The following is a 14,581-nucleotide window of genomic DNA, read 5'->3' as shown; positions in this document are numbered from 1 at the left end:
GGCCTACCTCCCGCGCCGGATGATTCGGCCGGCGATGCCCCGATGCCATCGCTCCACGACCCGGACCCATACCTCGGCCAGTTTCGGGCCGAGTTCGTCGACCATCCGGGTGACCTGCTTGAGCTGCTTGCTGCTCGCGCGTCCGACCCAGCGCCGGAGTGCCGCCTCGCAGTCCGACCGGGGCGGGTCCGGTATGTCGTCCTGACAGGCGAGGAAGAAGATCGTCCGAATCTGTTCCGGGTGCCCGCTGCGCGCTGCCTCGGCGCAGAGCGCCTTGACGTACCGTGCGATCAGCTCTGGTCTTTCGACCAGCACGTCCAGCACGAGCTCCGGCGCGTCCGCCTGCAGCAGGTACGTGATCACCGCCTCGGCCCTGAGTCGTACGATCGGGGCGGGAATTCTGACGAACCGGGCCACCAGCGGTCGTGTCTTGTCGTTGATCCTCAAACGACCGATCTCGTCCAGGACGTCATACAGCTGGAAGTCCGCCATCAGCAGTTTGAGCACGGCGCTGTTCCGGCTCCGTAACACGCCCCGCTTGTGCAGGCTGTGGCCGAGTTCCACCGCCTGCAGGTCCAGCTCCTGGGCGAGTAGCTCGTCGCAGAGCGACTGGAAGATCTCCGGGTCGAGTTCGGTGTCGCGGGGGACGACCTTTACCAGGATGCGCAGTTCCGCGTGTGTCGGCGAGTGCCGGGCCCACAACATCCTCGTCAGCGAACCGGTCAGCGCTCGTGGGTCGTCGGCGTGCGGTACGGCGTCCAGCACACGTTCCACCAGATCGAGCCGATCGCCGCTGTCGAGGTGCAGGACCGCGGCGCTGATCACCTCCCGGGCCAATGGTGTGTCGCCGTCGAGACTGTGCCGCCAGCGCTGCCGCCACCACCCGTCGCCGATCAGATGCGCCCGGGACGGATCCTGCAGGATCCGGTCGCACAGTTCATCGACCAGCATCGCGTCGAGTTCCTCGCCGCAGGGCCAACGGGTCGGGTCGTAGGGGTTCCGGTTCCGCGCCCAGGACGCGACGAACCGTCCGGCTTCCCCCCGGATGTCGGCGATACGGACCGCCAGCTTGAAGCGGTATGCGACCCGCAGCACCGCGTCGAACGCGGCCGGTGGGGCGGTACGCAGCGCCTCGGTCACCGCCCGCTCGGCGGCTGCCTGGTGTTCACGCTGCCAGGTGCCCCCGGGTAGCGGGGGCAGGTTCAGGTTGGCGACCTCGGCGTCCCGGTACGCCCGTTGGATCTCGGCGGTGATCAGTGCCAGCCGCACCGGGGCCACGCGGTCCTCGGGCACCTGCCCGGAGCGGGCCACCTCGTCGAAGGCCAGCAGCACCGGTTGGGACAGTTCGTCCACGGACTCGGCCAGCAGGTCCACCACGATGCCCCGCCAGCCGGCCAGCAGGTTCGGGTCGCTGTCGCGCAGCCAGTTCACCAGGATCGTCGCGTCCGCCGGTGTTGGCGGACGACGCAGCGTCGCGGCCAGCCCGAGCACCGGCGCGTGCCGGTCCAGGCCGGAGGCGGCCGCGATCTCGATCGCGTCGACGATGTCGTACGGATCCTCGGTGCAGAACAGTGGTACCCACACCTTGGCGTACGCAGTCGCCTCCACCTCGCTGTGGGCGCCCCTGACCAGGTCGAACACCGCATAGCCGAGGTCGTTCTCCACCGCCGCCTTGGTGGTGTCCCACTCCGGGTGCACCGCGACCACGTGCTGGCTGGCGTACGCGGGATTGGTGGTGAACACCTTGAACCCGACTGCGAGCGCGCGGTCCTGCGGCAACAGCAGGGTTGCCGCGGCGATCCAGTGCAGTACCCCGGCAGGCGCGTCGGCGATGAACAACACCCGGCGGGCCTGTGGTTGCCCGACCTCCTCCAGTGCGGAGACCAGGGCGAGCAGGGTCTGCCGCCCGTCGGGCTGGTCGAGGACGAACTTCTGCGCGTCCTCGATGCCGAACGGTCCGGGCTCCCAGCCGGATGGGACCGGCGGGCTGGCGGTGGTGGGCGCCGGCTCGGTGGTCCAGAACGGCGCGCCGAACAACTGGGCCGGGCGGATCGGACCGTACGAGGCCGGGTCCCGGGTGACGACGCTGTGGGTGAGCTGGTTGCCCTCCCGGCTGCCGTTGACCTCCTTGCCGAGATAGATCCCGGAGGCGGTGGCCAAGTGCCCGTCCCAGGTGTGCGCGAAGGAGGGCGGGTACTCCGACACCGGGCGGCGTTCCCGCATCCACCTCGCCGGCGGCTCGTACAACAGGTTGCGCTGCACCACCGACATCGCCGTCTCGTCGGCGCCGGGTGAGCGGGACTGGAACTGGAGGCCGACCGCGCCCCGCAGCCCCTGTCCTGCCCGGCAGTCGGTGTAGATGAGCGTGTCGAAGCCGGGTGGTCCGGCCGGCTCGGTCATCGCTTCACCAGTTTGGGAACGACGCCGAACCGACTGAGTAGCCAGACCAGCGGCTCGTCCACCCGGAACGGTTGCGCGCCCCGGGGATCCACCGTCGAACCGTCGTAGTCCGGTTCCGCGCCGAGCGCGGAGACCGCGAAGTAACGGAAGGCCTGGTAGTTGAAGCGCAGGTGGGTGTCGATGTCGTCGGCGTCCCACTCGTGCAGCAGCGCTCGGATCTGCTCGTGCGTCGACTCCCCGGCGAGATCGTCGTAACCCGGACCACCGGGCGGTTTGCGCAACAGCGCGTGGTCACGACCGAGTACGTCGAAAAAAGCGTCGATCTTTGCGAAGACCACCGCGACCGGTATTTTGATGTTCTGCCGTGACCTCAGTCCGTGGCTCGCGCGCAACGTCTCGGTCACCCGGTTGACCACGTCGATCGTCAGCTCCTTCGACCGCAGGGCCGACTCCGGAATCCGGATCTGGTCCCGCGCCTTCCGGATCATGAAGGGGTCGAGCAGGAGGATCAACGCCTCCGCCGCGCCCAGGTACGTCAGATCGTGGGTGGTGTCCAGCTTGGTGAGATCCTCACCAGCGGTGTCGTAGAAGGAGAGGTACGTGGTGCGGAACCTGGGGCCGATGGAGGGGGTTCGCTGCTGCCGCCACTCCCAGACGACGGGCTCCTGCCGCCCGTTGGTGGCCGGCCGGGTCCCCGCGAACAGGGTCTGATCGTCGAACACCTGCTGCACGTCGGCCGCCGGGCCGCCGACCCGCCGGACGTCCGCGTCGAAGCGACGGCGCAGGCCGTTCATCAATTCGTGTTGAAGCACGGTCAGGTAGACGGTCTTACCGGTACCGGTGGCACCCACCACCGCGATCAACGGGCTGGCGGCCGCGCCGAAGTTCGCCGACAACGGAGTGTGGCAGCACGGGCAGGCACGGATGCCGCTACGCGCACCGCACTTCGGGCAGTCCGCCTGGGCCGGCGAGAAGGGCCCCCGGCCCGCGGGTGCGAACACCAGACGCGCCTGTTGGCTGAACCCGGTCTCCCGTTCGCGGTCCGCGTCGTGCTGCGGCTCGCAGCCCTTCTTGCCCGGCGAACCACGGCCGTTGCACTGGTACGACAGCCGCCGCCCGTCGATCTTGTGATAGCAGTACGGGCATGCGATTTTTCCTAGCAGAGGACTCATCAGGGCACCTTCAAGCTGTCGATCGGGGGGTCGGTCACGCTCACGTTTTCCGGTCCGTCGACAAAGCAGCGGACCCAGTACGGCCGTCGCATCCGGGCCGGAATCTCGATGTGGAAGGTCAGCGGCACACCTCGGGCGAAGGTGAGCCCGGTGAACCGGTTGACGACCATGCCCTGGTCCGGCCGCAGCGGCATGGCCAGTCCGGTGGAGGCGACGACGACCAGGTCGACCCCACGACAATCGGCATCCACGGTGGCCCGCAGAATCCGTTGCTGGGAGAGCCGGCCCTTCAACCCGGGAAGGCGGCTCACCTCGTACGACAGGCGCAGCGCGGAACCGTCGACGGTCACCGGGATCGGCATCGAACGGGCCTCGCCGAGTGAGCCGACGTCGATGGCGCTGACCTCGGCGGTGCCACCGCCCGGTCCGACCGGCAGCACGCAGCCCTCGCCGTGGATGTACTGCGACTTGGTGATCCGCCGCAGCTGGGTACCGTTCTCCGGGGTGGTCCAGGCGACCTCCACCATGCCGACGTCGGCCGGCCACACCCAGGACAGCACCGCCTGGGTACCGGTGCGTCGGGCGGCGAGTTGTCGGACCGGTTCGGAGACCCCGACCACCACCGGCCGGCCGACCACTACGCCGGTGCCTCCGATCGCGAACGGCAGGTACACCTGCTGACCGGACGCCACCTCGGCCTCCAGCACGGTGTCCGCCCCGTCGACATGCCGGGGCCCGACCACCGGGCGCCCGTACCGCTCCATCTCGGGCGCCGCGATGACCGCACCGACCTCCCACACCGGGCGTGTGCCGCCGTACCGGACGCGCACCTCGGCGTCGGAGGTGGTCGGCCAGGACAGCCGCACCCGGGTCAGGTCACCGTTGGTGGACACCGGCACCACCTGCAACGTCTCCACCGCGCTCGCCGGTGCCCGCGGCGAGGCGGAGACAACCGTCATCGGCGCGGCGACCTCACGGCGTCGTGCGTCGTGGTACACCGCGACCAGGCTGTAGAAGTACTCGAGGTTTTCACCGATGGCCCGGTCGACGAACGAGTCGAGTTCGGTGTCGATCGACACGCCCGCCGCGGCGGTGTCCGGTGGCGAACCCTCGGTACGGCGTACCCGTACGGCCGCCAGCGATGGATGCCGTTTCCACGCGCCGACCACCTGGTCCCGCTGCACCCGCAACGTCACCTCGGTCAGCGGTGGCGTGACCTGCGCACTGCCGCTGGCAGCGCGGGACCAGACCGTGCCGTCGGCGCTGGCAAAGACGGCGTACTCCACCGTCCGGGCCACCGGCGGCTGGCGGTCGACCGCCGAGGTCGACTTCGTCGCCGCTATCTGGAGACCGTCCGCCGGCGCCGCCGCCGCCCGCCCGTCGGTACGCACCACGCAGTAGCGCAGCTCCTCCGCCGCCGTGTCCGGCGTCTTCCAGTCCAACCGTACGGTCGCGTCTACCGGCACCACCGACACGTCGCGGGGCGGGGGCGGTGGCAACCGGCGCAGCCGGGCAACGAGGTCCTCGTCGTCGGAGGCAATCCGTAGCGCCTCTCTCAGTTGCCGCTCGGCGTCCTGTTCCCGATGCGCGTCGACCGCCGCACCGGCCTCTCTCACCAGGCGTTCCACGGCGACGTGTTGGGCCTGCACCAGGGACTGCACCGCGGCGTGGTCCGGGTCGGTGGCGGGAAGCGCGGCCAGCGCCTGCTCGGCCGCGCGCAGCAGCCCTTCCTCCAATAGCTCACGGACCCGCCCCACCGCGCTGCCGCCGGCCGCCTCCGCACCCGTGGCCAGGCTGGCCACCAGGATTTCGGCCTCCTCCCGAGCCAGGCCCAGCGCGGTGGCCTGATGGATCAGCAACAGGTCGGCCAGGCCCTGGGCCCGTCCCTGGGCGACCTGCTCGACGATCTGGAACAGTGCGACGACCCTCGGCTCCGCGCCGGCCTCCAGCCCGGTACGCAACACGTGCAGCGCCGCCTTGCGAGCCCGTACCTGTGTCGAGTCGGCCGTGGAGTCGGCAACTCGTATGGCCGCGTCGAGCGTGGCCAGGTCCAACCTCAGCGACGGTCCGCCCGGTACGCCGAACGCACGCAGCAGCGTGAACGGCTGGGTCAGCGTCGGGTGCACCAACTGCACCACGGTCGCCGCGTCCACCTCGCCCAGCTGATCCTTGAGCTGCCGGTACGCGGTCCGGTCCAGTCCGCTGGACCTCGGCAGCTCCACGGTCTCGACCACCCGCAGCTTCGCCTGCCGTACCGCGTCGTCGATCTGCGCCTGGGACAGCTCCGGAACGTGTGCGACCAGCGCCGCCAACTGCGCCCGGGTCACCTGCCCCAACGGTTGGTACGCCTTGGCCAGGTCGGCGGCGAGCGTACTGATCGTCGCGCGGCTGCTCTGCTGCCACTGCTGCGACTGCTGCTGCCACCAGGCCGGCTGGTACATGTCAGCGCCGTGGGTGCGTTGCAACTCCTCGTCCGCGGCCAGCAACAGCCGGCACACCTGGGCGCGGTTGTCCGGCCCCCCTGCCTTCTGGTTCCAGTACATCCGGATCCGACGGAGGTGCTCCCTCAGGCTCACCTCGTCCATGCCCGGTTCAACCGCGTATCGCCGCAGCAGATCCCCGACGGGCAGTCGGCCGTGCCGGCCGCGCAGCGGCCGGATCACCTCCTGCTCGTAACGGGCGGCGTCGAAGACCATGACTCAGGCCCGGACCGCGATCGCGGCGACCATCCGCTGTGCCTCGACGACCTCGGTCTCGCTGAGGATGCTGACCTGTACCTCGATGGTCAGCTTCTTCCCGCTGCGGGGCTCGACGCCCTTCACGGTCAACTTCCCTTCGGGATTGACCTGGAGGGTGATGTTGATCGGTGAGCCGGCCGGCAGTGGCGGCAGCCCGGTGATGAGCCCCTTGCCCTGGTCGATCGGCTTGTTCGCCGACAGTTCCCGGTGTTCGGTCGCGCCGGCCTGCTCGTACACCTCGATCTCGATTTCGGTCTGGTTGGCCGAGACCGTGCTGGCGTTGAGCACCTTCACGTCGCTGGGCAACGGGTCATCGGCGTGCACCAGGTGCTCGACGTAAGACGCCGCCTCCAGGTTTTCCTCCCAGTTGGGATGCGTGGTGTCCAGCAGTCGCACGCCGAACGCCTTGGGCAGCACCGTGGTGATCCGCAGGGCAGCCAGTTCGGTCAGTGCGTCCGCGTCCACCCCGGTATGCAGCGCCAACTCCTTGACCCGAGCATCCTTGGCCTCCGGGGTCGACGCCGCGGCATCGGTCTCGTCCCAGTCCCACAGCGCCCGACTCAACGCGAACCGAGCGGCCCCCTTGGCCACCGCCAGATCGGGGTCGTGCAGCCGGGGCTGCCAGCCGTACTTCTCGGCCAGCCGCGCCTTGACCGCCGGCATCTTGGTCGAGCCGCCGACCAGCAGCACGTCGTCGATCTGCCGGGCCGGGTCGGCCACGCCGAGCTTGTCGCCCAGCTTCTTCAGGACGCGGTCGGTGACCAGCAGGGTGCTGTCCAGCAGATCCTTGGTGATCTGCTCGAACGTCGCCCGGGTCACCTCGATGTTGGCGCTCATGCCGGCGAACCGCAGCGGAATCTTGCGCGACTCCATCTGCGAGAGCTGGCGCTTCAGCTCTTCGGCGCTGGACGCGAGCTCCTGCATGAACACCTCGTCCGAGGTGGGGTCCTGGAGCGGCTTGGCCTGCGCCACGAACTCGTCGACCAGGTACCTGATCAGACGCTCGTCCCAGTCGACGCCGCCGAGTTTCTGCTCACCGTCGGTGCAGAGCACCTCGATCGAGTCGGCGGCGATCCGGATGACGGTGGTGTCGAAGGTGCCGCCGCCCAGGTCGTACACGAGCACGGTGCGCTCGGCGCCCGGGGCGTCGTCGCGTACCTCGTACTGCAGCGCCGCGGCCACCGGTTCCGGCACGATGCCGATCACGTCGAGGCCGGCGATCCGACCGGCATTGCGGGTCGCGTCGCGCTCCAGCATCCCGAAGTACGCCGGAACGGTGATCACCACCTGGCGCACCTCGTGCCCGGTCGCCTCGGCGGCGTCCTCGGCCAACTGCTTCAGGATCAACGCCGAGATCGACTCCGGTGTGTGGGCGTTACCGTCGAACTCCCAGTGCCGCTCGCGGCCCATGCTCCGCTTCACCCGTTGGACCACCCGGTCCGGGTACAGCCGGGCCACGTTCTTCGCCGACGAGCCGACCACCACGTTGTCGGCGTTCTCGAAGTACACCGCGGACGGCGTGGTCTCGCTGCTGGTGATCAGGTTTCGGACTACGGTCGGGCGCCCCGACTGGTCAACGTAGGAGACCACCGAGTACGTGGTGCCCAGGTCGATGCCGAAATACGTGGTGGACTCCTGCGACATGTCTCCTCCTTCAGGTGCCGGCGCCGACGGGGCGCACCGGGCTGCTCGATAGCTCGTCGTGCGGCTGCGCCACCGCGTCGTGGTCCTCGTCGGTTGGCGGCGTCGGCTCCTGCCACCGCTGTACGCGTACCGAGGCCGTGGCGAGCACCCGGTCCGAGGTCAGGTCGAGGTACCCGTCGCTCAACACCTCGGCTACGGTGCCGTCCAACTCGGGCGCTATCGCCGGCACCACACCGGCCGCCCGCTGCCGCGACGGGTCGAACGGGCTGCCCGGTACGGGACGCACCACCTCCACGCCGGCCCGGCTCAAAATCAGCTCCGCGCTGTACGCGAACGACTCCAGCAGGCTCACCACCTGGGGGGATGGCAGGTCCTCCGGTAGCCCGGCGGCCTGCCGCAGCAGGTCGTCGCGGAGGCGGCGCAGCTCGACCAGCATCGGTCGGAGCAGTGCCTGACGCTCTCCGGCGCGCAGCCGCTCGATCTCCTCGTGCTGGCGATCGATGACCCGCTCCCGGGCGGCGGCCCGTTCGTTGCCCGCGGCCAACTCGCGGTGCACCGCGTCGACCACCGCGTCGACCACCGCGTCCAGCCGGTCGGCCCGCTCGGTGGCGGCCGACGGGTCCGGAGCCGGCGACTCCCCTTGAGGTGGCGGAACCACCGCCGAATTTTCGGTCGCATCCGGCAGGATTTCCGTTTGCCCCGGATCGGAGCTGACCGACCCGGCGACACTGAGTTCCGGCACGCGCGCACCTCCACGTACATAAAATGCATCTGGCATCCATGGACGTCCCGAACCGTAGATGTCGCGTACGAAATAGGTCCAGCCTCATTCCGGTGTCTTAGCTGATCTACCCAAAGTTCTGCCCATTCGGTTCAAGGAGTCGGTCGTTCACGTTCCGTCCTACGTCATTTGGATCGTGCCGTGACCAGGTCGGTGCGCATTCCACGGAATGACGAGAATGCCCGGAGCGGGTCACCTGATCGGCGGGGACGTCGGATTTTAGGGTGCGGGACGATCCGTCTGGCCGACCATCGGTGGACGACCGGGTGATTGCCAGACCAGGTCCGCCCATCGTCAATTGAACGCGTCATCTCTTTGTCGAGACAAGGGGCGCGGGGGTATTCGGGGATCCGTTCGCCTTGATCGAGGCCGCCCTCGAAACCTTGGCCGGCCGGGCTGACAAGGGGTTCCGTTTCCTCGGTTCAGTCGGATATCGGTCAGAAATTCCGGCGGCGCAGGGAAGCAAAGATCGCGTTTCCGAAGTGCCAATGGCAGCAAGGGGTCGGTCAATGGCCTGCGCGGCTCGACGGCTACGAAAGGAGTGGGCGTGTGGGACCCGGATCTGCGAGTGGAGGCCAGCATGAGTGAAAAGGGCAGGCGAGCGGGCCTTTGGCGGGTGCGCAGCATCGTGGCGGGTCTGGCCGTCGGCATCTGCATGGGAGCGCTTGCCGGGCCGGTGCCGACACGCGCCGACCCGGCGAGCGAGCAGATCTACTCGCAACTCGGGGTCCAGGAGGTCGGCGGCGACTATGTGGTGCTGGTGGACGTCTCCGGGTCGCTACGGACCGGGAACCTGTACAACGCGCTGAGGGCCGGCCTGCGTGGCCTGTTCGCCGCCTTGGCACCGAAGGACGAGGTCACCGTGGTGACCTTCGCGGAGAGTGCGGTCCAGGTATGGCGGGGCCCCGCGGGCGACTCGCCGGACGCGATCGTGGCGAAGCTGCCGCCGGTCGCCGATGGTGCGTACACCGACATCGGGCTGGCACTGGAGCGGGCCGTGCAGGTGCTGCAACGGCCGGACGCCCCGTCCATCGGCACACTCATCATGCTCACCGACGGCGTGCACGACCCCAAGCCGGGCAGCCGATACCCGCTCGAGTCGGGCTACGCGTGGGACCAGCTCACCAAGTCCGCAGCCGGGTTGACGAAGGAAACCTTTAGCGCCTACGCGATCCCCCTGGCCGGCAACACCAGCGCCGCTCTGCTGACGAAGGTGTTCGGCCCGAACACCTCGATCCTGCCGACCACCAACGTCGACCAGATCAGTGCCCGGCTGGCAGAGCCGAAGCAGCGGGTACGGGTAGCCAAGGCCCAGGGCCTGCTGGCAGCAGACCTCGGTCGGGACATCACTGTGAGCTGGCCGGCGGAGGTGAGCCGGTTGGGTGTCGGCGTCAGTACCCTGGACGTCACCCTGCAGTCCCAAAACGAGCACCTGCCGACGACCGTCAGCGACCTGGGCGTCACCACAACCTGCGTGGGCCGGGTGCGGCCCCGGGTCGACGGGCGGGCGGTGGAGTTGCCACCGGGCGGCGCCGCGCCGGTGCAACTGGTTGTCGAATGGGACGCCGGTCCAACAAGCTGGAAACCATCCAACACAGTCCGTCAAGAGTGTGGATTGACCCTCACCGGGCGGGTCGGCACCCCGTGGGCGTCGTACCTCGCCGACGAGTTGCGGGTCCCGCTGACCGCGAAGATCGCCGGCACGGACACCACCGCGTCGTTCAGTACGCAGCGGGGCAGTCTCGGCTGGTGGCAGGCCGGATTCGGGCTACTGGTGCTGTTGCTGACGATCGGACTGCTGGTGCGCTGGCACCGTCTGCATCCGATGCTCGATGGTGTGCTGAGCGTCGCGTCAGTGGGTGGATCCGGTGAATCGGGGCAGACGGTCGGCATCGCGGGAGACTCGATTGCGCTGCGCGGCCGAAGGGTGACGATCAGTGCGGCGACCCTCGGGATACCGGGCGCGGGAACGGTGCGAGGCCTGCGATCCCGAGCCACCTCCCGCTCTACCGAGCTGGAAATCGCGTACAGCCGGGATGGTTCGGTGGACGCGCGGGAGGTCGGAGTCTGCCCGCCCGGCGGTTCCGCGACGGTCAGCAAGACGCGCTTCGAATGGCGGTCCGCCGATCGTTGACCCCAGATCGACTAATCATCCAGTTCATTCGATATTACTTGCTCGGGTGCCGGGCGGAGTTTGGCGTTACCTGCGGCCAGCCGAAGCGCAGGGCGCGTGCGTTCTAGGGCTGACCACCGGTCCCGGCCCACAGTCCGAGGATGTCCTTGTCGCCGTCGAGGGTGACCCCGATCGGGGCGTAGAACGGCCGGTTCGCGACCTGCCCATCCCTGACCTTGACCACGATCGCGTCGATGAACACCGCCGCGTAAACCTCATCCAACGGGCGGTGGGACCAGTCGGTCATCTCCTCGATTACCTTGTCGGTGATCCGCGAGATGGTCTCCCTGCTGACCGAAGCGCCGTAAATCTCCGCGAAGTGAGCGCTGATCTCCCCGGTCGTCAGGCCTTTGGCACACAACGACAAGACGACCTCGTCGATCCCCGACAAGCGGCGCTGCCGCTTACGGACGATCCGCGGCTCGAACTGCCGGCCCGGTCCCGCGGCACGTCGATCTGCACCGGCCCCGACGCGTCGGTCAGCACCGTCTTCGGCCGGCTACCGTCGCGGATGTTGCCCGACCCAGTCCCAGCGGTCTCGTGTTTCTCGTAACCGAGGTGCTCGGTCATCTCCTCGTTCAACGCGGTCTCCAGGACCCTCTTGGTCAACTGCTTCAGCAGCCCATCCGGACCCGTCAAACAGGGCCTATCGTTTCCTTGGCCGCCCGGACCAACTCAGCGGCGGCCTTCGCCTCCGCCGACGGCTCCGCCCGCTTCTTCCGTCCGGTCTGATCATTCAGCGTCGCGGTCATCACGGCACCCTCCTCACCAGGCACAACGCCTGGCGGGTCAGGCCGGAAACACCGTCAGATCGGCTCTGTCTCACATTCGGTGGTGACTGAACGTGGTCGATGTCGTTGAGATCATGTGTGCAAGATCGGTGATCTTACGAAGATGGTCTTCTCGGGGCTGCTGCCGCTGGTGATCGACGACGTGACGGACGAGGGGGAACGGATCCTGGTGCGGGCTCGGACTCCGCAGCAACCGGTGGCCTGTCCGGGTTGCGCGGCCGTGACGGGCCGGGTGCACGGGTATCACCAGCGGAGCCTGGCGGATGTGCCGGTCGACGCCCGACCGGTGGTGGTCCACGTGCGCATACGTCGTCTGGTGTGCCCGACTCGGGGCTGCCGTCGTACGTTCCGGGAACAACTGCCTGGGGTCCTGAACCGCTACCAGCGCCGCACATCTCGGCTGATTTCCCAGGTCGGTGCGGTCGTGCGGCAGTTGGCCGGCCGCGCTGGCGCGCGGATGTTGTCGGCGTTGGCGGTGGTCGTGTCTCGGCACACCGCCCTGCGGGCGCTGCTGCGCCTGCCGTTGCCCGAGCGGCCTGTGCCCCGGGTGCTCGGGGTGGACGACTTCGCGTTGCGGCGACGTCAGCGATACGCCACCGTCCTGATCGACGCGGTCACGCGTGAGCGCATCGATGTGCTGCCCGACCGCAAGGCCAACACGTTGGAAACGTGGCTGCGTGAGCATCCCGGTGTCGAGGTGGTGTGTCGGGACTCCTCCGGCGCCTACGCCGAAGCGGTCCGCCGCGCCCTGCCCGAGGCGTTGCAGGTCACGGACCGCTGGCATCTGTGGCACAACCTCGCCGAGGCCGCCCGCAAAGAGGTCACCGCGCACAGCTCATGCTGGGCCGCAGCCGGGCTGCCGCCACAGGAGGGCAAGCGGGCTGTGACCACCCGGCAGCGGTGGCAGCAGGTCCACGACCTGCTCGACAAGGGCGTTGGCCTCCTGGAATGTGCCCGCCGGCTCAACCTCGGCCTCAACACCGTCAAACGGTACGCCCGGATCAGTGAACCCGAACGCCTGGTCCGCGCACCGCAGTACCGGCCCACCCTCGTCGACCCCTACCGCGACCACCTGCGTCGCCGGCGGGAACAAGACCCCGCCGTCGGCGCCACCCAACTCCTGGCGGAGATCAGGGAACTGGGCTACACCGGCAGCCTCAACCTGCTCTATCGCTATATCACCCAAGGCCGGGTCGAAGCCGACCGCCCGGCTCTATCTCCCAGGCGTCTGACCCGCTACCTCCTGACCGCGCCCGACCGGCTCAAGGAACATCAGCGGACGCTCATTGACGCTCTCACCGCGGCCTGTCCACAGATGACTGCGCTGGCCGGCCTCATCGGCTCGTTCGCCGCGCTACTCACGCCCGCCGACGGCAACGGTGACCGTCTCACCGCGTGGATCACCGAGGTCATGGCCACCGACCTGCCCCACCTACACACGTTCACCCGCGGCCTCGGCCTTGACCGCGACGCCGTCAACGCCGCCCTGACATACCCCTTCCACAACGGCGGCACCGAAGGCGTCAACACCAAAACCAAACTGATCAAGCGACAGATGTACGGACGCGCGGGCTTCACTCTCCTGCGCCATCGAATCCTGCTCGGCTAACCAGCACCCTCCGTCACCACCGAATGTGAGACAGAGCCGTCAGATCCACAGACCCACGTTCAGCGGCAGCGCCGGGTTCCCTGGGGTGACGTTCAACGACGATGCCGGGTTCGCCGGAGCGACGTTCAACGGCAACGCCTGGTTCCATGAGGCGACGTTCAACGGCTGCGCCCAACTCAGCGCGACGACGTTCAGCAGCGCCAACGCCACATGGTTCGTCGGAGCGGGTGTGGGGCCGGGTGACCGGTCGCGAGATGCCTGGCCCAAGGATGTACGAGTTGACGAGGCGAGCAGAAAGCTCGCCCAAGAGTCCCCGCACGTCTCCTCGCCACCCACGTGATGGGCCTACTACCCCAAGACGCAGCTGAACCAGCAGTATTGCGCGCCGAGTTGCCGCACGACGGCGCTGGGGCCGTTCGTACCGCCGCGTCGCCTCTGGCCGACTCATCGGCCCCACCAGATGAGGATTGGGCGCGGAGCAAGTCCGATCGACGTCTGGTCTGCTCCGAATTAACCCACTCAGTCCAGATATCAATGATCTTCGTATGTGTGCACGATGTGTGCTCATCGCTCGTTGTGTGTTGGTGGGCGGCGCCGAGTCATCGCGCGCGACGGTTGACGGCCTGACGGCCTGACGGCCTGACGGCCTGACGGCCTGACGGCCTGACGGCCTGACGGCCTGACGGCCTGACGGCCTGACGGCCTGACGGCCTGACGGCCTGACGGCCTGACGGCCTGACGGCCTGACGGCCTGACGGCCTGACGGCCTGACGGCCTGACGGCCTGACGGCCTGACGGCCTGACGGCCTGACGGGCGATCATGTGTGGTCGGGTCGTGATCCGCAGGTGGCGCTGCCAGCGCTGATGGATTCTGAGGGTCCCTGTCGCCCGCCGGCCGCCGCTGCTAGGTACCCTGTAGCCTCGCGCCCTCGTAGCTCAGGGGATAGAGCATCGGTTTCCTAAACCGAGAGCTTTGCTCTCCGTCAAGTCTTGATCAAGGCCCTGACCTGCGGGCTAGCAAATTACAAGTGAGTCCGGGGCGAAATGTGGGCCCCTCGTGGGAGCCGTTGTCGGGACTCAGTCGCTCAAGATCCACATCTCATCGCAGGTCGTCAATATTGCCTGCTCATTGGGCATGCGATTGAAGATTACTGACTCCGAGTGGCGCACCTTTTGAGCTGAATTGCGTTGAATGGCTTGAACGGCTCGCCCCGCTGGTTGGACCGCTCCAGATGGACTGCGGGCGATATCGGTCCTAGTCCGTGGCGGTCGC

8 protein-coding genes and 1 pseudogene are annotated in these 14,581 nt (G+C 68.3%); 3 read left to right on the top strand and 6 right to left on the bottom strand.

Features of this window, described 5'->3' with window-relative positions; translation table 11 throughout:
- Positions 1 to 3: 3 nt before the first annotated feature.
- From OIE47_RS10135 to grpE, 5 genes are read right to left on the bottom strand one after another with little or no spacing between them, the layout of a single operon-like run.
- Positions 4 to 2,400, bottom strand: coding sequence for a GTPase-associated protein 1-related protein (locus tag OIE47_RS10135; protein WP_326561234.1), 2,397 nt, complete (start codon positions 2,398 to 2,400; stop codon positions 4 to 6).
- A complete protein-coding gene (locus OIE47_RS10130) occupies positions 2,397 to 3,572 on the bottom strand; it encodes a hypothetical protein (RefSeq protein ID WP_326561233.1) in 1,176 nt (391 codons plus the stop codon). Before OIE47_RS10130 ends, OIE47_RS10135 begins: the two co-directional genes overlap by 4 nt.
- Positions 3,572 to 6,268, bottom strand: a complete 2,697-nt coding sequence (locus OIE47_RS10125; RefSeq protein ID WP_326561232.1) for a hypothetical protein — start codon at positions 6,266 to 6,268, stop codon at positions 3,572 to 3,574. The genes OIE47_RS10130 and OIE47_RS10125 overlap by 1 nt, the downstream gene beginning before the upstream one ends.
- 3 nt (positions 6,269 to 6,271) lie before the next feature.
- Positions 6,272 to 7,954, bottom strand: coding sequence for an Hsp70 family protein (locus OIE47_RS10120; RefSeq protein ID WP_326561231.1), 1,683 nt, complete (start codon positions 7,952 to 7,954; stop codon positions 6,272 to 6,274).
- A gap of 10 nt (positions 7,955 to 7,964) precedes the next feature.
- A complete protein-coding gene (gene grpE, locus OIE47_RS10115) occupies positions 7,965 to 8,696 on the bottom strand; it encodes a nucleotide exchange factor GrpE (RefSeq protein ID WP_326561230.1) in 732 nt (243 codons plus the stop codon).
- A 619-nt stretch (positions 8,697 to 9,315) separates the two neighbouring features.
- Here grpE and OIE47_RS10110 point away from each other — a divergent pair.
- On the top strand, positions 9,316 to 10,869 hold the full coding sequence (locus OIE47_RS10110) for a vWA domain-containing protein (RefSeq protein WP_326561229.1): 1,554 nt from the start codon (positions 9,316 to 9,318) through the stop codon (positions 10,867 to 10,869).
- A 109-nt stretch (positions 10,870 to 10,978) separates the two neighbouring features.
- On the opposite strand, the pseudogene OIE47_RS10105 reads toward OIE47_RS10110, so the two are convergent.
- Positions 10,979 to 11,660 (bottom strand): annotated as a pseudogene (locus tag OIE47_RS10105) (IS256 family transposase); the annotation flags it as partial.
- 142 nt (positions 11,661 to 11,802) lie between these two features.
- Between OIE47_RS10105 and OIE47_RS10100 the strand changes: the two are divergent.
- Together OIE47_RS10100 and OIE47_RS38000 are read left to right on the top strand one after the other, a co-directional pair.
- The gene (locus tag OIE47_RS10100; RefSeq protein WP_326557161.1) at positions 11,803 to 13,308 is read left to right on the top strand and encodes an ISL3 family transposase; all 1,506 of its coding nucleotides are present in this window, start codon (positions 11,803 to 11,805) and stop codon (positions 13,306 to 13,308) included.
- Between the two features lie 25 nt (positions 13,309 to 13,333).
- Complete coding sequence (locus OIE47_RS38000) at positions 13,334 to 13,648, top strand: pentapeptide repeat-containing protein (protein WP_442792072.1); 315 nt, start codon at positions 13,334 to 13,336, stop codon at positions 13,646 to 13,648.
- The last annotated feature ends 933 nt before the right edge of the window (positions 13,649 to 14,581 follow it).

Origin of the sequence: Micromonospora sp. NBC_01796 (genome assembly GCF_035917455.1) — a bacterium.
GTDB lineage: Bacteria > Actinomycetota > Actinomycetes > Mycobacteriales > Micromonosporaceae > Micromonospora_G.
This window is presented reverse-complemented; position numbering and strand designations above follow the sequence as displayed.

Excerpts from the sequence above, each read along its gene's own strand:
- OIE47_RS10135 (WP_326561234.1), bottom strand. The coding sequence starts at position 2,400 with ATGACCGAGCCGGCCGGACCACCCGGCTTCGACACGCTCATCTACACC.
- OIE47_RS10130 (WP_326561233.1), bottom strand. The coding sequence starts at position 3,572 with ATGAGTCCTCTGCTAGGAAAAATCGCATGCCCGTACTGCTATCACAAG.
- OIE47_RS10125 (WP_326561232.1), bottom strand. The coding sequence starts at position 6,268 with ATGGTCTTCGACGCCGCCCGTTACGAGCAGGAGGTGATCCGGCCGCTG.
- OIE47_RS10120 (WP_326561231.1), bottom strand. The coding sequence starts at position 7,954 with ATGTCGCAGGAGTCCACCACGTATTTCGGCATCGACCTGGGCACCACG.
- OIE47_RS10110 (WP_326561229.1), top strand. The coding sequence starts at position 9,316 with ATGAGTGAAAAGGGCAGGCGAGCGGGCCTTTGGCGGGTGCGCAGCATC.
- OIE47_RS10100 (WP_326557161.1), top strand. The coding sequence starts at position 11,803 with ATGGTCTTCTCGGGGCTGCTGCCGCTGGTGATCGACGACGTGACGGAC.